The organism is Nocardia grenadensis, assembly GCF_050942415.1.
Lineage (GTDB): Bacteria > Actinomycetota > Actinomycetes > Mycobacteriales > Mycobacteriaceae > Nocardia > Nocardia grenadensis.
On record NZ_CP192054.1, the window covers coordinates 2,614,301 to 2,633,760 of the forward strand.

The 19,460-nt window shown below is 68.0% G+C and carries 15 protein-coding genes and 3 pseudogenes; 5 read left to right on the top strand and 13 right to left on the bottom strand.

Annotated features, from left to right (window positions below):
• Positions 1–150: 150 nt before the first annotated feature.
• The 5 genes from ACQPYS_RS11795 to ACQPYS_RS11815 all read right to left on the bottom strand — a co-directional run bounded on the left by ACQPYS_RS11795 (position 151) and on the right by ACQPYS_RS11815 (position 7,638).
• Positions 151–1,353, bottom strand: coding sequence for a lipase family protein (locus ACQPYS_RS11795; protein WP_431938952.1), 1,203 nt, complete (start codon positions 1,351–1,353; stop codon positions 151–153).
• Between the two features lie 539 nt (positions 1,354–1,892).
• Positions 1,893–3,164: an MFS transporter gene (locus ACQPYS_RS11800; RefSeq protein ID WP_433492612.1), complete on the bottom strand. Its 1,272-nt coding sequence runs from the start codon at positions 3,162–3,164 to the stop codon at positions 1,893–1,895.
• Complete coding sequence (locus tag ACQPYS_RS11805) at positions 3,161–4,396, bottom strand: FxsB family cyclophane-forming radical SAM/SPASM peptide maturase (RefSeq protein ID WP_433492613.1); 1,236 nt, start codon at positions 4,394–4,396, stop codon at positions 3,161–3,163. The genes ACQPYS_RS11800 and ACQPYS_RS11805 overlap by 4 nt, the downstream gene beginning before the upstream one ends.
• 76 nt (positions 4,397–4,472) lie before the next feature.
• Entirely contained in the window at positions 4,473–4,673 is a 201-nt protein-coding gene (locus ACQPYS_RS11810; RefSeq protein WP_433492614.1) for a hypothetical protein, read from the bottom strand.
• 217 nt (positions 4,674–4,890) lie between these two features.
• Complete coding sequence (locus ACQPYS_RS11815; RefSeq protein ID WP_433492615.1) at positions 4,891–7,638, bottom strand: AAA family ATPase; 2,748 nt, start codon at positions 7,636–7,638, stop codon at positions 4,891–4,893.
• 384 nt (positions 7,639–8,022) lie between these two features.
• Between ACQPYS_RS11815 and ACQPYS_RS11820 the strand changes: the two are divergent.
• Positions 8,023–8,505: pseudogene (locus ACQPYS_RS11820) on the top strand (GntR family transcriptional regulator); the annotation flags it as partial.
• Positions 8,506–8,533: 28 nt separating this feature from the next.
• Positions 8,534–9,196 carry an HpcH/HpaI aldolase/citrate lyase family protein gene (locus ACQPYS_RS11825; protein WP_433492616.1) on the top strand — a complete coding sequence of 221 codons (663 nt, stop codon included), beginning with the start codon at positions 8,534–8,536 and terminating at the stop codon, positions 9,194–9,196.
• 21 nt (positions 9,197–9,217) lie between these two features.
• On the opposite strand, the gene ACQPYS_RS11830 is transcribed toward ACQPYS_RS11825, so the two are convergent.
• The 5 genes from ACQPYS_RS11830 to ACQPYS_RS11850 form a co-directional block, all read right to left on the bottom strand.
• Positions 9,218–10,588 carry a hypothetical protein gene (locus ACQPYS_RS11830; protein ID WP_433492617.1) on the bottom strand — a complete coding sequence of 457 codons (1,371 nt, stop codon included), beginning with the start codon at positions 10,586–10,588 and terminating at the stop codon, positions 9,218–9,220.
• A gap of 137 nt (positions 10,589–10,725) precedes the next feature.
• Positions 10,726–11,691 carry a hypothetical protein gene (locus ACQPYS_RS11835; protein ID WP_433492618.1) on the bottom strand — a complete coding sequence of 322 codons (966 nt, stop codon included), beginning with the start codon at positions 11,689–11,691 and terminating at the stop codon, positions 10,726–10,728.
• Between the two features lie 238 nt (positions 11,692–11,929).
• Positions 11,930–12,265, bottom strand: a complete 336-nt coding sequence (locus tag ACQPYS_RS11840; RefSeq protein WP_063036237.1) for a DUF1801 domain-containing protein — start codon at positions 12,263–12,265, stop codon at positions 11,930–11,932.
• Positions 12,266–12,310: 45 nt separating this feature from the next.
• Positions 12,311–13,147, bottom strand: coding sequence for an SRPBCC family protein (locus ACQPYS_RS11845; protein WP_433492619.1), 837 nt, complete (start codon positions 13,145–13,147; stop codon positions 12,311–12,313).
• A complete protein-coding gene (locus ACQPYS_RS11850; RefSeq protein ID WP_431938940.1) occupies positions 13,144–13,701 on the bottom strand; it encodes a helix-turn-helix domain-containing protein in 558 nt (185 codons plus the stop codon). Before ACQPYS_RS11850 ends, ACQPYS_RS11845 begins: the two co-directional genes overlap by 4 nt.
• A gap of 603 nt (positions 13,702–14,304) precedes the next feature.
• On the opposite strand from ACQPYS_RS11850, the gene ACQPYS_RS11855 reads away from it, so the two are divergent.
• Positions 14,305–15,264 (top strand): phosphotransferase family protein, encoded by a 960-nt coding sequence (locus ACQPYS_RS11855; RefSeq protein ID WP_433492620.1) that lies wholly within the window; start codon positions 14,305–14,307, stop codon positions 15,262–15,264.
• Positions 15,265–15,377: 113 nt separating this feature from the next.
• Here the strand turns inward: ACQPYS_RS11855 and ACQPYS_RS11860 are convergent.
• The 3 genes and pseudogenes from ACQPYS_RS11860 to ACQPYS_RS11870 all read right to left on the bottom strand — a co-directional run.
• Positions 15,378–15,506 (bottom strand): annotated as a pseudogene (locus ACQPYS_RS11860) (hypothetical protein); the annotation flags it as partial.
• An 89-nt stretch (positions 15,507–15,595) separates the two neighbouring features.
• Positions 15,596–16,447 (bottom strand): TetR family transcriptional regulator, encoded by an 852-nt coding sequence (locus ACQPYS_RS11865; protein WP_433492621.1) that lies wholly within the window; start codon positions 16,445–16,447, stop codon positions 15,596–15,598.
• Positions 16,448–16,594: 147 nt separating this feature from the next.
• Positions 16,595–17,170, bottom strand: a pseudogene (locus tag ACQPYS_RS11870) (TetR/AcrR family transcriptional regulator); the annotation flags it as partial.
• A gap of 99 nt (positions 17,171–17,269) precedes the next feature.
• Here ACQPYS_RS11870 and ACQPYS_RS11875 point away from each other — a divergent pair.
• Both ACQPYS_RS11875 and ACQPYS_RS11880 read left to right on the top strand, forming a co-directional pair.
• Positions 17,270–18,409, top strand: a complete 1,140-nt coding sequence (locus tag ACQPYS_RS11875; protein WP_431938937.1) for an acyl-CoA dehydrogenase family protein — start codon at positions 17,270–17,272, stop codon at positions 18,407–18,409.
• Positions 18,410–18,570: 161 nt separating this feature from the next.
• Positions 18,571–19,419 carry an alpha/beta fold hydrolase gene (locus ACQPYS_RS11880; protein WP_433492622.1) on the top strand — a complete coding sequence of 283 codons (849 nt, stop codon included), beginning with the start codon at positions 18,571–18,573 and terminating at the stop codon, positions 19,417–19,419.
• Positions 19,420–19,460: the final 41 nt, after the last annotated feature.

Here is a 19,460-nt window from a genome sequence, read left to right on the forward strand (position 1 = left end):
CGGTCGAGGCCTCGACCCACCAGGCCGTCCTGGTGGTATCCGGCCGCGGTGCCCGTGTCGGGGACGCGGCGTGGCGAGGACCGCGCCGAGTCGCCCGCAGCGATTCGCTGATCGGCTGCGGGCGACTCGGGACCGTACACAGATGTTTCGTCAGCAGGCGACGGGCGCGGGCTCGCCGCGTACCCGGCCCTCGAGCCACGCCAGCATGGCGGGTGCACCCGCCACGGCCGCGGACAGATGTTCGAACGAGGGAACCAGCAGCGTCTGCAAGCGCACCCCGGCCCCACACCACCGGCGGTTGGTGTTGTCGATGGCGTTGATCGGCACCAGCGGGTCGGTCGGCGAGTGCCATTCGAATATCGGTATCCGCGGAACCGGGTCGTAGAGTTCCACGCTGTTCTCTCGCACCACGGCCCAGGCATCCGGCTGTTCGAAGACGGCAGGCCCTGTGGCGAACTCGTGTGCGCTGCCACCGGCCCCGAGGGCGAGGATGTCATTGGTGCAGAGGTTGGCCATCGCGTCACGCATGGCGAGACCACGCGGATTGAGATTCCCGCTGACCTGCACCCGGTCGGGGTACTCCCGCTCGAGGCCGATGGCGGCCGCCATCGCCAGCCCGAAAGCCGGGTGTGGCTGGTAGCCCAGCCCCTCCGCCATCGAGACCAGGTTCATCGGGGCTCCACCGATGGCCGCACCGGCGAGCCGGAGTTCGGGTGCGTAGGACGGCTGCAGCACGGCCGCCCACGCCGTGGCGAGGCCGCCACCGGAGTAGCCGGCCAATACCGCCGGGCTGTCCGCGATGCCGAGCTCGGGCATCCGCTGCACCGCCCGGACACCGTCCAATGTGATCTGGCCCCCCAGACGCCCGGCCCCGAGGGCGAACTCCGGCCCGAGATGATCCGGCAGCGCCACGCTCCAGCCTCGCGCCAGCATGGCGCCTAATGCCGGCATGATCACCGACAGGTTCAGGTCGGCGCCGTAGAGCCGGTGCGATACCGCGCAGTCGGTGCCGAGCGAATTGATGAAATGCTGATACGACAGCAGCGGTGCGCCCGGTTGATGTCCCGCGGGAGTGGCGATCGTGGTGGTCGCCGCGATCGGTGCGCCCCGCGAATCGGTGGAACGGAACTTGACCAGCCGCACCGTGGCGCCGGGGAAGACGGCCACCGGTGGCAGGACCCGCACATCGAGTACGTCACCCGGCCGGTGCGCCGCCAGATCGGCAGGGGCGGCGTAGAACCGGTCGGGGTCCGGGATCGGATAGATGGGTTCGGCGGTGGCCGGTGTCGCCACCAGCAGGGCGCATGCCACACCGCCGAGCGCGCCCAGAAAACGAACAAACGGACGAGTCACGATCTCAACCTCCAGGAGGGGGAATAGTTCGCCGCAATTGCTGACTCGCAGCCGGAACAGATCGCTTCGGTGAGCAAAGTTAGCACGACAGTCCGGGGTGTGGCCGTATTGATCGGGAGGCGCGTTCACCTGCGAAAAGGCGTGGATTTACCAGCTGTCACACCCGCCGGTCAGGGTGCGGCGAGCCGGGCGGCCGGTCCGGGTGTCGGAGTCGAGGCGGGCAGCCGGTCCGCGGGGCCGCCCCGGCACTGTACGGTCGTTTCCCTTCGTGCCACAGCCACTCTCGGATGGGAGGCGCATCGCCCAGCGGGCCATGAGCCGACCCGGCGATCACCGGGCCCTCGAGTGCGCGAACGAGGTCCGTCGATGGAGCAGGTCCACCGATGGAGTGACCACCGCACTCACTGCCGGCCCGCGCTGTTCACCGCAGCGCGATCGCCCGCGCGAGGGGCAGTACGCGGTGAGATGGCGGCTCTCACCCCTTCGAAAAGCCGTTCGGCGTCGGAGGCCTGGACGCGCCGGACGGCCGTGTCACCGCTCTAGCGGCCGCCGGGGTGGGTGGCCGCGGAACCCGCCCCCGGCCGCCGGGCGCTCGCCTCAGCGCTGCGAAGCGCCGGTGCCGATCGTGCCGTACAACTCCCGGCTACCGCGAGCCCCAGCATGGCTGCGATCAGTATCCACCCGGTGGCGTCCGTGCCGAAAACACTCAACAGATAACCGGCGGTGATCGCGCCGAGCGCGACCGCACCGTCGGTCACCATCGAAACCGTCCCCACCGCACGGCCCAGCACCTCCTCCGGAATCCGTTCCACCCGATACAAGGTCAAGGCGACATTCACCACAGTGCCGACCGCGCCGACACCGAACCAGGCCGCGCCCACGACCAGCGGCTGGGAACTCAGCGCGAGGGGGAACAGTAGCCCGGTCCAGCACCACAGCGCCGAGCGATACAGCTGCTGGGCGCCGAATCGGGTAGCCAGCGGGGCAGCGACGGCGGAGCCGATGATCCCGCCCACTCCGGCGGCGCCCAATACGACTCCGACCACCCACACCGGCTGGTCGGATCGTTCGATCTCCACGATGATCAGCAGGATGACTACTTGAATGACCATATTCGACAGTCCGCTGATCACCGTCGAGCTGCGCAGGAAGGGGTCGCGCAGAACCAGCCCCGCCCCTGTCCGCAGCGTCGGCGGCGTGGACTCCGCCGGCCGGTCGTCGCGTCGGCCGGCCGGGTCGACCCGGATCGATGCCAGGGTGCACAGACAGATCAGATAGGTGACGGCGTCGGCGACGAGGGGCACCCACCGGGCAATCCCGTAGACGGCTGCGCCGGCGGCTCGGCCGATGACCAGGGCGATGGGTTGTTCGGCCTCGAAAAGCGAGAACGCCGCCGGCCGCTGCGCAGGAGCGACGACATCCCGGACCATCGCCAGTTCACTCATTCCGAAGAAGACGAAGGCGGTGCCTTCGACGAACGCGGCGATGATCAGCAAAAGTCCCGGTGCGGGCAGCTCGAGGACGAGGATCAGGCAGGCCGAGCATGCTGCAGCGAATCCGACTGTCTGGCAGACGATCATGATGGTGCGCCGGTCCCAGCGGTCGGCGGCGGTACCGGCCGGAATCTGGAAAACGAGCGCCGGTAGTGAAATCGCGAATCCGACCCACCCGGCGACAGCCGCCGAACCGGTGATCGCCAGCGCCAGCAACGGGTAGGCGATGCGGACCCCGTGGAACCCGATCAGCGATATCGCGTTACCGGACCACAGAAGTACGAAATTCCGGTTCCCGAATACGCCGGAATCGCTCACCCGCCCACCGTGGCCCGCAGATCGGCCCGGACCCGGGATTCGATATGCCTGATGAGCTTTTCGAGATCCGCGCAGTACACCGACGGGTTCCGGAAACCGCTTCCGGCCAGGTAACGATGCGCGTAGTGTCCGGCACCGCACACCTGGTGGACCGGGCAGGCGCGGCAGCTCGCGCCGAGCGCCTCGATACCGATCTGCCGAGCGATCACCGCGGGTTCCCGGGTCGCGCGGTCGAGTGCGTTGCCCGCTGCTCCGCCCCCGAGCCGGGCAGCCCCCGCGAACGCCGACTTCAGGGCATCGACCTGTTCGAGGCTGCCGTCGGTTTCGACTACGGCGAGCTGGATCGGTGCGAGCCCTACCGACTCCGACGCCCCGGTTCCGCCGAGCAGCAGTTCGATGATCTCGTCGAAGAGCCGGATGCGGGTGGTCACGATGGGGGATCCGTACCAGCGATCGAAGATGGCGATGAGCCAGTCGGCGTACGGGGTGAGGGCCCGGTCGGCGGTCCGCGCCGGCGGCGGGGCGGACCAGTTGCCGTGCGGTAGGAGCAGATCGAGGGCCGGTGGGGCGAAATCGAGCAGCGCCTCGTAGGTGTCGAGTGGATCGTTGTCGATATCGATCGTGCAGAGCAGACCCGAGTACAGGTGCCGGTACGCCGGCCGGGTCAGCAGTCGTAACCCCGCACCGACATCGGCGTAGCTACCGGCACCCCGCCGGTACTTCCGGTGCCGATCGTGGGCGCGCTCGTCACCGTCGAGACTCACACCGATCTCCACGTTGTTGCGGGCGCATATATCGAGGAATTCGTTATCGATCAGGACACCGTTGGTCTGCATCCCGAGCCGGACCCGCGTGGCCGGTTCCAGGATCTCGCGGGCGCGGCGCGCGAAACGATCCAGCGCCGTATGCCCGACCAGCAGTGGCTCGCCGCCGTGGAAAACGAGACCTACCGCGGGGAGCGCGAATCGCGCGGCATGGTCGCGGATCATCCGGCAGGCGTGGTCGAAGATCGCATCCGACATGGTCTTGGGCTGGTTCTTCCAGCTCTGGTCCGACATCTCGTAGACGTAGCAGTAGTCGCAGGCCAGATTGCAGCGACTGTGGATCTTCACGACGAACTGGGTGAACGGCAGGGCCTGTGGGAGCGCCTCGTGGAGTTCTCGGGCGTTCCGTTCGCCGGCCGGCCATTCTTCCGCCGCCGGGTCCTGCGTGGATTGCGCATTCGCTGTCATAAGGACTTCCTCACCGATTGCGGCGCCCGGGGTCCCGGCGCGCCTGGCGAGCGCCGGGACAGGTGGTACACGTTGGTCAGATGCCCGGCTCGATGAAGGAGTTGAAGTTGCCCTTGTTCTCGATGAAGGAGTTGAAATTACCTCGTTTGCGTTCTGCCGAGGAGTTCAGGTGAGCCCGGAGGGCGGCCGGTACGGACGTCGCTCCGGTGCACCGCCCGGCGAGCTCGACGAGGCCGGACCCGGCGATGGTGCCTGCAGGTATGGTGTGGATGGGCATGATATGCCTTTCTGTCGGTACTTCCGGGGAATCCGGTGCCGTCTCATGCAACGCACAACCGGCTGCTGAACGATGTGGGAGTCGAGCGTGGGCGCCCGCGAATCGGATTGGGCGCACGGCTGACCGGATCCGTCTCGGGTGCTCGGGATTCGCCTCTCGCCGGTGTGCTGCCCACCGGTAACCCTACGTGCGCCCGGCCGCCGGTGGTATCGGTCATTCACCCAGTCGTCGAACCGGTGATATCGGACTGTCGACCGGCCGGTCCTCGGGTATTCGGCGGATCGTCGAGGTCGAGCGTTAGCCGGGCCAAGGTACGTCGATTGCTCACGCCGAGTTTGGGAAACGCCCGGTACAGGTGATAGGAGACCGTTTTGGGACTCAGCTGCAACCGGGACCCGATCTCCCGGTTGGTCGCGCCGGTGGCGGCGAGGCGCACCACCTGTAGCTCCTGGGGAGTCAGCCGAGCGGCCGCGGCCGGCCGCGTATCCACTCCCTCGCCCGCGGCGCGCAATTCCGTGCGAGCGCGTTCGGCCCACGGTAGGGCACCGAGGCGTTCGAAAGTACGCTTCGCCCCCTGCAATACTGTGCGCGCTTTCGACGGGGAGCGCTCACGGCGCAGCCATTCACCGTAGAGCAGACCGGTGCGGGCATGGTCGAACCAGCGCTGCGCGTCGGCATGCAGAGCCAGCGCACGCGCGAAGGCTGTGTCGTCCCCCTCGAGTAGTCCGCGGCAGCGGAGCAGGTGTGCCTCGATCCAGGGCGTGGGGTTGGCGTCATACCAGCCCCGCAGCAGCGACATCGGTTCTTCCGTCCGCGCCCGCTCGCACCGCGCGACGGCTTCGAAGTGGTCGCTGATCAGGGGGAGCCAGCAGCCGATGGCGCGGTCTCGATGGTCGGCCGCCGCTTCGAAGTGGGCCGCCGCTGCCTCGTGGCGTCCGTGACCCAGGTCGAGCAGACCCAATGCCCAGCGTGCCTTCACCGTGCTGGTCGTATCGAAGGGCGAGGTCGTTCCGGGCATACTGTCCTCTGCCAGTCTCCGGCAGCGTTCCTGCTCGCCACGCACGGCGGCGAGAACCGCCAGATTGGCACAGGTGCGGGCGGCTCGGTCGGGCTGGTCTATCTCATGCGCCAGCCGCAGACTCTCCGTGAGTACTGTCTCGGCTTCCTGGAAGTGGCCGACCAATATCTCGGCGGTACCCAGGGCGCTGCCGACGATCGAGAGCCGGCCCGCCATGCCCTGCTCATGACAGATTCGCTTCAATTCGAGCAGATCGGTGCGGGCATCGTCGATCTCGCCGGCGCCGATCGCCTGCACAGCGAGCATGAATCGGATCGAATAGTCCTCGGCGAACCGGGTTCTGCCGATGTCCACAGCGCGGCGAACGGTACGAATCGCGTGGGCTCGATCTCCGCCGAGTGCGCCGCAGGCGATCTGGCCGTCCAGGACGGCCAGATATCCGTCGCGGGCGGTACCGAGTTCCAGGGCGGCGAGAGCGGCACGTGCGGTGCGTATCCGGGACAGGTCCGGGTCCGGCCATGCCGCTCCGGCCGCGTGCAGGTGCATCCGTGCCGCGGCGTCCGGATGCCCGGGGGACAGGTGGGCGGCGGCCTCGGCGAAGGCGTTGTACGCGCCGCGCGGGTCGCCCTGAGCCGACAGTATCCGGCCGCGCGCCGCGGACAGCCGTGCAAGGTCCGCGGGTTCGGCCTCGTACGAAGCGATTTCATCCGCCAGCCCGAGGGCCCGGTGCACCTGGCCGGCTTCGACATTGGCTTCGAGGGCCACCATGAGCCGACGGTGACGGTCGGCCGGGTGAAGTGACAGCCGGCCCGCATGTTCGGCGGCGACGGCGGCGCGCCGATAATCGGTATTGTGCCGGGCGTGGCCCGCGACGGCTTCCAGGGCGGCTGCGGCGGCTTCGTCGGGTGCGGTCGCGGCGGCGGCCAGATGCCAGGCCCGTAGCTCGGGGTCGTCGGTGTTCGCCGCGATTGTGGCGTGGACGAACAGCCGCATACTGAAGGGGGCCATCCGATAGGCTGCCGCCCGTTCGAGTGGATGCCGGAAGGTGATCGAGTATCCCGAAATGTTCACCACGCCGATTCGTTCGGCGGCGTCCAGAGCGGCGGCGGTCGAGCCGAATTCGGTGAGGACGCGCAGGGCGATGATCAGACTTCCACTGTAGTCGGCGGCTACCACCAGCAATGCGGTTCGGGTGTCTTCGGGTAAGGCGCGGATATCGCGCTCGTACTCGCGTTGCAGGCGGTCGGACAGCGCCAGCGGTCCCAACGTCGGGAGATCGGTGTTCGCGCTCGGCAGTTCGAGGAGCGCCAGGGGATTCCCGGCCGCGGTCTCGAGAACCCGCTCGCGGGTGTCCGTCGGCAGGCCGGGGAACCGCTCGGTCAGCAGCGCCCTCGATTCGTTCCTGCTCAGCGGCGTCAATTCTGTCGCCGGCAGCCCGTAGGCGGGGAATTGCTCGCGCGCGGTGACCAACACCGCGACCCGGTGCGTGACGAGTCGTCGGGTGGCGAAGGACAGCGCGTCGATCGAAGGCCGATCCCACCAGTGCGCATCATCGATCAGGCACAGTATCGAGTGGTCGGCGGCCAGATCCGCCCAGAGCGCCAGGATCTCGAGACCGACCCGGTGACTGTCGTCCGGCCGCACCGGCCCGGTGCCGACCACCGAGTTCAGAGCCTCCCGGGCCGGCTCCGGTATCGCGCGCACCGCATCGGGTAGCGGAGCGAGTAGCTGGTGCAGACCGCCGTAGCGCAGATCGGCTTCACGCTCGGTGCCGCGGCAACGTAGCACGATCCAACTCTGGTCCACCAGATTCGCGGCACTGTCCAGGATCGTGGTCTTACCCAGGCCGGGCGCGCCGGTGACCAACAGTGAGCCGCCGTGGCCTGTTCGACTGCCTTCCACGAGCGTGGCGATCTGCTGAAGTACTTCGTCTCGACCGTGCGGCACGCGGTCAAAGTATCCTTTCCGGGTCATTCGCCGTCGCCGAGCCGCCTCCCTGCCGTGGGCAGTTCATCGGGCGCGTAACAACGCGGTGCGCGCAGGTCACGGCGGTCCTGGGTGTTCCGCGGCGGACCCGGTCAGGTGTATCGGCACCACGGACTCCACTCGGATACGCGAGGACGAACCGGCCGCGTCCGGTGCCGGCGATCGCGGCACCGGGTGCCTGGCACATCATCGGCACCCGCCCCGGCGGGAGGGCGGCGGTAGGCGGCAGGTCGGCCGTCGCAGAACAATGGTTGGGCTGCCTCCGGGACTTCGTTGTCGATGCCGCTCCTCATGGTGCCTGTGCCATAGTGCTCAGGGACCGCAGCGAGAGGATGGTTCGCCGGAATGCCGACTGCTCAACCGACCAAACGGGATCAGATCGTCGACGAGCTCCGTCGGATGATTCTGACCGGCGCGCTGAGTCGCGGGGAGAAGCTCCCCCAGGACGAACTGGCCCGACAATTCAATGCCTCGATCACCCCGGTGCGTGAGGCGATGCGATTGCTGGAGGCTGAGGGGCTGCTGGTGGCCGAGCCGCACCGCGGGGTGCGGGTGGCGGGGGTGGATCTGGATCGGGTCAAGGGCAGCTACGTCGTGCGCCGGCTCACCGAGAGCTATGCGATGAAGCGGGCGGTGGATCGGATGGCTCCGCGCGATATCGCCGCCGCCGAAGAGTTGATCGCGAGAATGAGAGATCATGCGGCTCGCGGGGATTCGGTATCGGTGCGCGAGCTCAATCGGCAGTTCCACTTCTCTTTCTACGAGCGGTGCGGCCTACCCGCCCTGTGCGACGAGATCGCCGGCATGTGGCGATCGTTCCCCTGGGATCTGATGCTGAGCACCGACGCGCGGTGGGATGAATCCCAGCGCGAGCACCAGGCGATCGTGGGCGGTCGACGATCTCGCCGCCTGCGCCGCGGCCGGCTTCGCGCTGGGCTCGGTGGTGCTGCCCAAAATCGAATCGGCCGCCCAGCTCGCCGAGGTAGACCGGTGCCTGGGCGACACGGACACCCGGGTACAGGCGCTGCTGGAGACCCCGCTCGGCATCCTGCGGGTGGCCGAGATCTGTGCGGGTTCGGCCCGGCTCGACGCGGTGATCATCGGTTACGCCGATCTCGGTGCGGCACTGGGCCGCGCGGCGGATGTCGCGCCGCAGGCCTGGTATCAGGTCCAGGAGTCCGTCCTGCTCGCCGCACGTGCCGCCGGGGTGTCGGCGATCGACGGCCCGCACCTGACCGTAGCCGACGACGAGGGTTTCCGATCGGCGAAACGGTGGGTACGAGACCTCGGCTTCGACGGCACCTGGGTGATCCATCCGGCCCAGCTCGCCGGGGCCACCGAGATCTTCACGCCGGGCGCGGCGGAGGTCGACTGGGCGCGCCGGGTGCTCGCCGCACTGGAGGAGGCCGCCGCCGGTGGAGCCGGCGCCGCACAGCTGGATGGGCGGATGCTCGATGAAGCGCTGGCGGTCGGCGCGCGCCGGGTACTGGCGCGAGCCGCGGAGCCCGCCCCCGGATGAGGGGCGCGCTCCGGGGCGTCGCTAGCTGTCGCGGACCGGCCGGCCGGCCGCCACCCATTTCTGGTGTCGTTTCACCGTGCGCTCGAAAATCCAGGAGATCTCTTTTCCGGTACGCCGGTCGAAGGCGAGCCCGATCATATGCGTGGGATCGTGAAAAGACGTCCACATCGGTGAGTCGATGACACACAGGGGGTCGGGGCGCTCGGGTGGATTCGCCGGCAGGAGTACCCAGATTCCCTCCAACGCCCGCCGAAAGGTCTCGCCGATGAAGTACATGAATCGCACCGCGACCTCGAGGTTCTCCTCGGTGGACATATCGTCGAAGTCCGAATAGCGGTGGAGCATCTCGTGTTCCGCCGTTACCAGGCCTTCGCGGGTCCACAGGTGGCCGGCGAGTTCGGGAACGTCGACCTCGACGAACTCGTTCTCCACGGCTTCCTGTTGCATCTGTAACCACGCCCGAAAGAGTTCGTCGTTCTGGACCGCCTGGTCCTCCGGCGTATCCCGGACCGTTGTCGGTTCACCTGTCGAGGGCATCGATTCTCCATTTCCGCGTTGCCGCGAGCTTATTTCATGACCCGGGTGGCGGCGAAGTCCCGGCACTCTCCTATTCCGATCCGGCACAATCCCTTCGGGCCGCGGAGGGTGGTCGCCGAACCGTTTCGCTACACCAGGTGCGGCGGCGGCGCGGGTGGACCGGTAGCACCGACAGCGCCCGGTGGAACGGTCCCGGACGCCAGGCCCGCGGTCGAGGACGAGCTGATGCCGCACGGCGCCGATGACGGCCGGCCGGACCGAGCGAACGAGATCGGCCACGGTCACGTTCGCGCCGACGGCGATACGCAGCGGCACGACATTGAATACGGCACCGGCCGAGCGGCGCAGCACGGCCGTGGTCCGGGCCGCGAGGCCCACCAGCACATCGTGGTGGCGGATGAGCCGAGCCGGATACGACACGAACGCCGCCGTCATGAGGTCGGTGTCGATGCGGCCCAGGCGTTCGGCCGCGGTGGCGATCAGCAGTATCGATTCCAACGCCGGGTCCACCGGCCGGGACGGGCCGTCGGCGCCGTCGGCGATTCGCACGTACGCCCACTCCAATTCCAGTCCCGCGGCGATTCCGGCTCTGCGCAACAGGCCCGTGTCGAGGTCGGCGTCGATATCCACGTACATCGCGATACTGATCGGAACATCCGGATGGAACTGCTGCAGTCGCCACAGCGCGGACTGTGCCGAGGACAGCCCGAACCAACCCCTACCCATCGCACCACCAGTAACCTCCCCGATCCCCCCGTTGACCATCTCCGCAATAACGTAGCGGCGGAAAGTCGGCGCGATACCCCCTATAATTCGGGGCAGTGACCGCGAGTGGGGATTTCGATGTTGCGGCACGAATCCGGTGGACGTCGCGCAGTGACAGGTCCTTGCCTACCGGTCGTCGATACCGATCGTCGCGCACCACGACCCGCCGCTGCCCTGAGATCCGGTGGTGAATCGGGTGGCCGTGGCTGCCTGCACCCGTGTCGAGCTCAGTGCGGTGCGGTCGCGCGCCGTGATATCGGCCCGAGCGGGAGGATTGCGGTCGCGACGAGTGCCGCCGCGCCGAGGGCGATCATCGCATACGGCCACCATGCGCGATCGGCCGTCGTGACCACCTGGTCCGCCGGCGGTGCGGCGGCGCGGGGCAGGGCGTCGGTGGCCGATCGCACAGTGTCGGAGATTCCCGCGACGACACCGGCGACCGGGCCGACACCCTCGACCAGTTGTCCGGTCCCGCCCGTCAAAGCGTGCCCACCGTCGTCGAGCAGTACGAGGCCGTCGCGCAGTTGCCCGGACCCGTCGGCCGCCAAGGCCATTCCCGCCACGAACTCGGCGTTCGGGTCGGTGAGTTCGTAGGCGAGCCGGCGTGCGCCGTCGCGTAACTGGGTGAGTTGATCGAGAGTGGACGGGCCCAGACCGTGGGTGTTCAGCGTCTCCACGAGCGTGCCGAGCTGTGCGGCGGCGGTCCGGGACGCCGGGTCCGGCGACCTGCCGAGAGTGTCGGCGAGGGCGGTGAGTTGCGCTGTCACTCCACCCTGCGTGTCTCCGAATCCGGTGAGCCGGTCGACGACCTCGTCCACTCCTGCGCTGATCTGGGACGCGCCGTCGCCGAGTAGGCCCACGCCGCCGTTGAGCTGGTCGAGTCCGGTCGCCAGTTGCTCGCCGCCGTCTCGTGCCTCTCGGAGGCCGTCGGAGAGCTGATGGGCGCCGTCGTCGAGTTGGTGGCTGCCGACGGTGAGCTGTCCGACGCCGGCGTCGAGCATCGCCAGCGGGAGTCCGGCCTGCTGCAGGTTGCTCCGGGCCGCGCCGATACCGCCGTCCGGGTCGGACGGTCCGGTCGATCGGGCCACGGTCACCGTCGTCTCGGGGGTGTCGGAGTAGGCGAAGGTGGAGCCGCCCGCGACCAGGACCAGACCGGCTGCGGCGACGGATATCGGGACACTACGTGAACGCACGAGCGCCGACGTTAACGTGCCTCATTGTGAGTTCTCTGAGGCCGGTGACCGGTCCGGCGTGCGGACTGCCGGGCCATGACAGCCGATCGAGGTCGTCCTGCGCATGCCGGGGTGGTCGATCGGGTGTCGCGCGTGTACGGCACCGGGACCGCACGGTGGTTCGGCGCCGCCTCGGCGAGCGCCCGGAGCACGGTCGAAGCACCCGCGCCGCCGTACCCGCTGCGCCCGGGGCGACCACTCAGGTTGTCGCGGTCAGTAGGTCGGCCAGTCGGCGGTAGTCGACTTCCCGGCCTTCGGTGAAGGTCGCGGCCTTGCGTTCACCGTTGCCCAGGGAGCGCAGAAATCCCTTCTCCTCGGGAATGCCGGCGGCATTGAAAACCATGAACGACACCTTGTCCTTGGCGACGGCGATCACGGCGACATGATTGCCGTCGATGAGGTAGTGCGGTTTGCCGTACTGCAGACGTTCTTCGACGCCGGGCAATGTGTCGAAGACGAGCCGGCGCAGCTTCTCGCACAGTGTTGCCTGCCAGGGCTGGGTTCTGGCGATGTATTGGGTGACTTTGTCGTCCATGATGAAGTCCTTTGTCGATTCCTGTTGTGCTGGGGGTTTCGGGGATCAGGATGCCGCGGTGATCGGTGCCCAGTCGTCGATCTCGTGGAAGCGGCGCAGTTCGGCCAAGCCGCTGAGTATGCCGAGCCAGGCGGGGTAAGGCGGATTGTTCTGGTCGAAGCCGCTGGACACCAGGGTGAGGCGGGTTCTGCCGCCGGAATCGGCGAGTTCCCAGGTGCTGATACCGCCCGGGCCCCAATCGATACCGACGCGTTCCCCGGGTACCAGTTCGACGATATGCGCGGGATGCGGGTCGGCGTCGAGTCCGCCCATGGCGAATCGGCCGTCGACCTCCGGTTCGATCTCCACCGGGTAGCCGAACCACTGCGACACCTTCTCCGAGGAGATCAGTGAGTCGTAGACCGCGGCCGGCGCGGCATCGATCTCGACGGTCGCGTTCAGTTCGGCACCGGTGAAGTCACCGCGGGCGGTGAGTGGGCGACCGTCGAGGTAGTCGACCAGATTGGCCAGCGACAACGCCCAGAACGATTGGAGAACGCCGCGAATACTCGCGCCGGTGATGATGTCGTTGAAGTCGAAATGACTCTGCGTGACGGTGATCCGTGTTTCGTCGCTCTCGACACCCACCGATATCTCGGTGGTGGTCCACACGCCGTCGAGCAGCCAGGACAACTGAATGGATGTCTCGGTGCAGTCGACGACTTTCTGATGGGGCGCATCGCCTTCCGGGATGGAAGGACCCCAGAAGTCGTATCGCCGCGGCAGGTCGATATCGGCCTTCTCGGCGAACCAGGCAGTCACTGCCTGCGGGTCGGTGAATGCCTCGAACGCGGCGGCGGGGGAGACGCCGGTCCGGACGCTGAGGATGAGCGGTTCGGTCATGATCGATCCTTCTCGAAGGGGTAGCAGGCGACGGCGAGTTTGAAGGACTCTCCGTCGCTACCGCCGTATTTGGTGAACAGTGTTTGCAGGGCGACCTGTAGATCTGTGAGGAATTCGGCGCGCTGGTCCGGGTGTAGCGCGATCTGGCCGGAAATCCCGAGCGACGGCAGATCCGGATGGGTCAGGTCGATATCCGCGACATCTCGCTGCACCTCCTCGGTGAGGTCGAGGAGATGTCCCAGACTCATCGCGTCGCTCGACCGGCGGGTGCCGATATGCCCGACGAGCCGGGGCGAGAGCCAGTAGGACCGACCGGCCGCCTGATACACGCCTTCACGCAGATTGCGCACCGTGCGCTCGGCGATCTGCCGGACGAGCCCGTGCTCCACCAGTCGTTTGACGTGGTAGTTGACCCGCTGCGGGGACTGCTCGAGCAGTCGGGCCACATCGGCACAGGTCGCGGGCTCGGCCAGGGCGCGCACGATCTCGATCCGTTGTGGTTTGAGCAGTACCTCCGCTTGCTCGACCGAGTCGAGATAGATCACTTCCCTCACAAAAAAATATTTTTACATACAAAACAAGGTTTGTGAACTGTTTCGCGGAAGTCTGCGACCGAGCCGGCGTCACCAGGAAGAACGCCTGCTCGCGATGGGGGGAGCTGCCGGTGGAATCGCCGGGGGCGATGTGCCACATCGGCCTGCGCCACGGGGCATGAAATTGCTGGTCCGAAGCGTCGGCGTTGACATTCGGGTGTTCGCAGGATCGGCACCGCGACGATGTTCTGGGGCCCTGTCCTCTGGGTGCGCGGTGGCCGGCGACGGGGTGGCCGAGGGGCGGAACAGTGACGTGGTCGGCATGGGGTGAGCTGAAAATTGCCGATCAATCGATCGGCTGTATTCCGAATGGCCGGTGAATCGTTTGCGGTCGAGCGGCCGACTCGGAGTTGCATCGAGGGATAACCCGGCCCGTTAGTTGCGTGGTTTCGAAGAATTCAGCGCTTGACATCCGCGCGTGTCTTCGGTCACACTGCCGGTGTCGATGTTCAGATCGACCGTTCGATCGGTTGGTTCGGAGGTTTGCTGATGCCTGAGGCGGTGACACCACCGGGAGTGGTGACTGCTGCGCTCGAGTCGTTTCTCCGGACGGAGTGTCCGGGAATGGTGAACGGCCCGTTGCGTGTCGACCTTTTGTCGGGTGGGCGGTCGAACCTGACCTACCTGCTCACCGACGGCCGCGAGCGCTGGGTGCTGCGCCGGCCGCCACTGGGCCATGTGCTGGCCACCGCGCATGACATGGGCCGGGAGTACCGGCTGCTCAGCGCGTTGTATCCGACGGACGTGCCGGTTCCGCGCCCGCGGGTCGCCGCCGGGCCCGGCGTGCTGGACGCACCCTTTTACATCATGGACTTCGCGGACGGGGAGATCCTCCGCGAGCGCGCGCGGCTGGAGGCGTTCGCCGACCGGGCTCCGGCGGCGGCCCGGAGTCTGGTCGAAGTGCTGGTCCGGCTGCATCGGCTCGATCCCGAGACCGTGGGTCTGGGTGATCTCGGACGTCCCGTGGGCTACCTGGAACGGCAGGTGCGCCGGTGGGGTCGGCAATTGGCGGCTTCGCACAGCAGAGACCTGCCAGATCTCCTGGCGCTCGGCGACCGGCTGGGCCGGGCGCTGCCCGAGAAGCAGCGTGCGAGCATCGTCCACGGCGACTATCGCCTCGACAATGTGGTCATCGATCCGGCCAGTGCGGGCGTGGCCGGTGTTCTGGACTGGGAGATGGCAACGCTCGGTGACCCGCTGACCGATCTCGCCTCGATGGCGATCTGGTGGGACGGGATCAGCGGTCTGGACAGTCCGGTCGCCGCGGTACCCGGCGATGTTCCCGGTTTCCCCGCGGGCGACGCCCTGGTCGAGGCATACGCGCACGAGACCGGCTGGGAACTGGACGAATTCGCCTGGTACCTGGGCTTCGCCTACTACAAGGTCGCGGTGATCTTCGAAGGTATTCACTACCGCGCCCAGCAGGGGCTGACCGTCGGTGAGGGGTTCGACCGCCTCGGCGGCATGGTCCCCGATCTGGTCGAACGTGGTCACGCGGCCCTGAGCGGAAGGGGCCCGCGGTGACCACGCGGGCGCGCACCGCGACGTATCGAACCGGAGGGGCGCTACGCGTCGGCCCACCCACGCCGCGGATGGCGGCAATTCGTCGTTAGGCAAGCATATTCGGGCCGGTGTGTTCAGGGGGGCGGCCGTAATACGGGTTCGGGCCGCAGTTCCGCCGTCGCGATCGACTCGATATGCACCTCGTCCGGTCCGTCGAATAGGCGCAGGGCCCGGTGCCACCCGTACATGGCGCCGAGCGGCGTGGCGGGAAGCGCGTTTACGACCATGAACGGCTTCTTTGCAAAACCGATCGGTTGATCGGTCGACCTAAAGGTTCAGCCCGCGGGCCACGTCAATGACGGACACGCACGAGATCCGCCGCGAACTCGGTGTACTGCCGGGCGGTCGTTTCCGGCGACATGCCACCCGAGGGTGACCACCACTGCGGCAGCGCCGTGCAGAGGGTGACGATCGCGCGCGCCGCGTCGCGCGGGACCGGAGTGTCCATCAGCCCGCGCCGGCAGCCTTCCACGACCTCGTCGTCCACCATGTCCTGGACATCGCGGCGGGCGCGGACGATGCGCGACCGGTGCGGCTCCTCCAGGCTGCGCATCTCGCTGGCCCCGAGGAAGCCCAGTTCGCGGCGGTAGGTGTGGAACAACGCGAGGCATTCGACGAGGAGGGTCAGTCGTTGCACAGGACCGTCGCCTTCGGCGCGCGCGGCGCGGCAGCGCTGCTGCAGGTCGGCCATGGTCAGATCCAGGAGGGCGATGAGCAGATCCTGTTTGGTCGGCCAGTGGTGGTAGATCCCGGCCACGGAGAGGTCGGCGCGCTCCGCGACATCGCGGATGGTGGCCCCGTGGTATCCGAGTTCCACGAACGCCTCCAGGGCCCCGTGCAGGGGAGCGGCGAGTCGGAGCGACGGGAAATCACGCCACGACGCGGCGGCGTCGCTGCCGGGCGCGGCGGCGTGCAGCAGTTCGTCGCGGTCGATACCGAAGAGCCGGGCGGCCGCGGTCAGCCGGGCCTCGGTAATCCTGGTCAGGCCGTTCTCGGTCGCGCTCCAGGTGCCCACACTCACCCCGACGGCGGCCGCGACCTCCCGGATGGTGAGTCGTTTGTGTTTCCTGGCTTCGCGCAGGCGGTGGCCCAGCGCTTCGCGATCCTCGTCGATGCCGCGCTCGTCCTGTGCCCGCTCTGTCAAGCCCGTACTCCTTCCCTGATGGCCGCGGTCACGTCCGTACCGGCCGGCCCGCGGTCGCGACCTGCGTCGTTCAACCTACCGCTCGTCCGCTCGGTTCGGGATGCGGTGGCGTACCCCGGAATCGGGAGGTGGGGCGACGAATTGCCGGGCGCTGATGCCGTGGGTGAGGATGGCGGCGAGTTCGCGATAGGCGGCGGCGTCGTCGAGTCCGGTGCGCCCGCGGACGCCGCCCTGCTGGATGCGCACCATCATGGTGGCGGCCAGGTCGGCGGCGAACGCGGCGTGTACGCCGCGGAATTCCCCGGTGGCGACCCCGTCGTCGATGAGTTCCTGTACGCGGCGGGCGGCGATGCGGGTATTGCGTTCGTAGACCTCGCGGGCGGGGGCGAAGGCGTCGAGGTCGATCATGAACCGGTCCGAGGCCGCGGAGAGGGCCGCGCCGACCGCGGTGAGGTAGGCGGCGATGCGATCCAGGGCGCCGGAGGTCGCGGAGACCTCGGCCTCGACGGTTTCGGTGGCGCGTTTGAAGAAATGCACGGTGGCGGCGCTGACCAGCTGTTCCTTACTACCGGCGAGGGTGTAGAGCGTGGATTTGGAGCATCGCAGGCGCGCCGCGATGGCGTCGAGCGTCAGGTGGGCGAACCCTTCGGCGAGGAACAGTTCCACCAGTTCGTCGAACAGTTCGGTGCGGCGAGGGGTCGCGAAGGTCGAGCGCTGCTCCATACGGGGAATAGTACTGCGAAGCTCCTTGCAGTACTGATTCCGGAACAGTACTGTACTGGGGAGTAAAGTACTGCCCTGCGTATCATCGGAGGATTTCCTGTGGCTGTCGAACGACTTCTGCCCACCGACGAGGCACGGGATCTCATCCGGCTGACCCGCGATGTGGCCGATAAGGTGCTGGCCCCGATCGTCGACGAGCACGAGAAGGCCGAGACCTATCCCGAGGGCGTATTCGCCACGCTGGGCGAGGCGGGACTGCTGAGCCTGCCGTACCCCGAGGAGTGGGGCGGGGGCGGCCAGCCCTACGAGGTGTATCTGCAGGTACTGGAGGAGATCGCCGCGCGCTGGGCCGCGGTCGCGGTGGCGGTGAGCGTGCACAGTCTCGCCTGCTACCCGCTGATGGAGTTCGGTAGCGCGGAGCAGCGGCAGCGGTGGCTGCCGGAGATGTTGGGCGGCGGCACGGTCGGCGCCTACAGTCTGTCCGAGCCGCAGGCGGGTTCCGATGCCGCCGCGCTGACCTGTAAGGCCACCGCGGTCGAGGGCGGCTACCGGGTCCGCGGGGCCAAGGCATGGATCACCCACGGTGGTATCGCCGATTTCTACAACCTGTTCGCGCGGACCGGCGAGGGTTCGAAGGGTATCTCGTGTTTCCTGGTGCCGAAGGACACCGACGGCCTGAGCTTCGGTAAACCGGAGGAGAAGATGGGTCTGCACGCGGTGCCGACCACCTCCGCGCACTACGACGATGCCTTCGTACCCGCCGAACGCCGGATCGGCGCGGACGGGCAGGGCCTGCAGATCGCGTTCAGCGCCTTGGATTCCGGTCGGTTGGGGATCGCCGCGGTCGCGGTCGGGCTCGCCCAGGCCGCGCTGGACGAGGCGGTGGCCTACGCGCAGGAGCGAACGGCGTTCGGCCGCAGGATTATCGATCATCAGGGGCTGGGTTTCCTGCTGGCCGATATGGCCGCCGCGGTGGATTCGGCTCGCGCGACCTATCTCGACGCCGCCCGCCGCCGCGACGCCGGACTGTCGTATTCACGCCAGGCCTCGGTGGCGAAACTGGTCGCCACCGATGCGGCGATGAAGGTCACCACCGATGCGGTGCAGGTGCTCGGTGGTTACGGCTACACGCGGGACTTCCGGGTCGAACGCTATATGCGGGAGGCGAAGATCACCCAGATCTTCGAGGGCACCAACCAGATCCAGCGCCTGGTCATCAGCCGCCATCTCGCCGGCTGACCGGCCCGCCGCCGCACCGCGGCGACAGCGCGCGCCCGGTCTCGCAGCACTTCCTGGCGTACCGGAGTGGAGTCATCGGTGGTGGTGTCGATGACCTCGACCACGGAGGCGGTGGTGTCCGCGCGCTCGCGTAGATTCTGGGACGAACAGGAAGAGGAGTCATGGCCCAAACGGAAGGCGCCGCGCACACCCGAACAGCCTCCGTCACCGCGGTCGGCCCGGTGGTGGCCCGGCCCGACGGCACCGCTCTCGCGTACCAGGTGAGCGGTCCTGCCACTGCTCCGCCGCTACTGCTCCTGCCCGGCCAGGCCAACTCCCACCGATGGTGGGACGGTGTCCGGCCCGGCCTCGCCCGCCACTTCCGGACGATCACCTTCGATTATCGCGGGACAGGCGACACCGAGGCGGACGATACGGACGCCGCGGGCTGGACCACCGAGCTCTTCGCCACCGACGCCGCGGCGGTGCTGGATGCGCTGGGCTGCCCGTCCGCCCATATCTATGCCACCTCGATGGGCGGCCGGGTCGCGCAGTGGCTCGCGGCCCGGTATCCGGAGCGGGTGCAGCGCCTAATTCTGGCCTGTACCTCCCCGGGAGGGAGACTCGCGCAGGAACGAGGCCCCGAAATACGCCGTTTGCTCGCGGATCCCGACCCGCGCCGTAGAGGCGCGGTGCTGCTGGAACTGATGTACACCCCCGCCTGGTCGGCCGCGCCGCCGCGCCGGTCGACCCTGCTGGGTGATCCGCGCATGACCGCGCGGGCGACGCGGGGGCATCTGCGCGCCAGCAACCGGCACGACGCGTCCGCGGTACTGGGTGAGATCCGCGCCCGGACCCTGGTGCTCCACGGCGACGATGACCGTATGGTGCCTGTCGAGAATGCGGAGCTACTCGCCGCGGCGGTTCCGGATGCCGTCGTCGAGATCTTCCCCGGTGGCAGGCACGGCTTCTTCGACGAGTTCCCGGCCGTCGGCGAGCGTGTCACGGAATTTCTCCTGCCGGGGTCCTGAATTCGCGTGGCCCGGTCGAGATGGGACACCACCACCAGGCG

What these genes read in the sequence shown, in the direction of transcription:
- ACQPYS_RS11805 (WP_433492613.1), bottom strand. Translation starts at nt 4,396, where the DNA reads ATGACAGCGAATGCGCAATCCACGCAGGACCCGGCGGCGGAAGAATGG.
- ACQPYS_RS11810 (WP_433492614.1), bottom strand. Translation starts at nt 4,673, where the DNA reads ATGCCCATCCACACCATACCTGCAGGCACCATCGCCGGGTCCGGCCTC.
- ACQPYS_RS11825 (WP_433492616.1), top strand. Translation starts at nt 8,534, where the DNA reads ATGAATCCCAGCGCGAGCACCAGGCGATCGTGGGCGGTCGACGATCTC.
- ACQPYS_RS11840 (WP_063036237.1), bottom strand. Translation starts at nt 12,265, where the DNA reads ATGGACGACAAAGTCACCCAATACATCGCCAGAACCCAGCCCTGGCAG.
- ACQPYS_RS11845 (WP_433492619.1), bottom strand. Translation starts at nt 13,147, where the DNA reads ATGACCGAACCGCTCATCCTCAGCGTCCGGACCGGCGTCTCCCCCGCC.
- ACQPYS_RS11855 (WP_433492620.1), top strand. Translation starts at nt 14,305, where the DNA reads ATGGTGAACGGCCCGTTGCGTGTCGACCTTTTGTCGGGTGGGCGGTCG.
- ACQPYS_RS11880 (WP_433492622.1), top strand. Translation starts at nt 18,571, where the DNA reads ATGGCCCAAACGGAAGGCGCCGCGCACACCCGAACAGCCTCCGTCACC.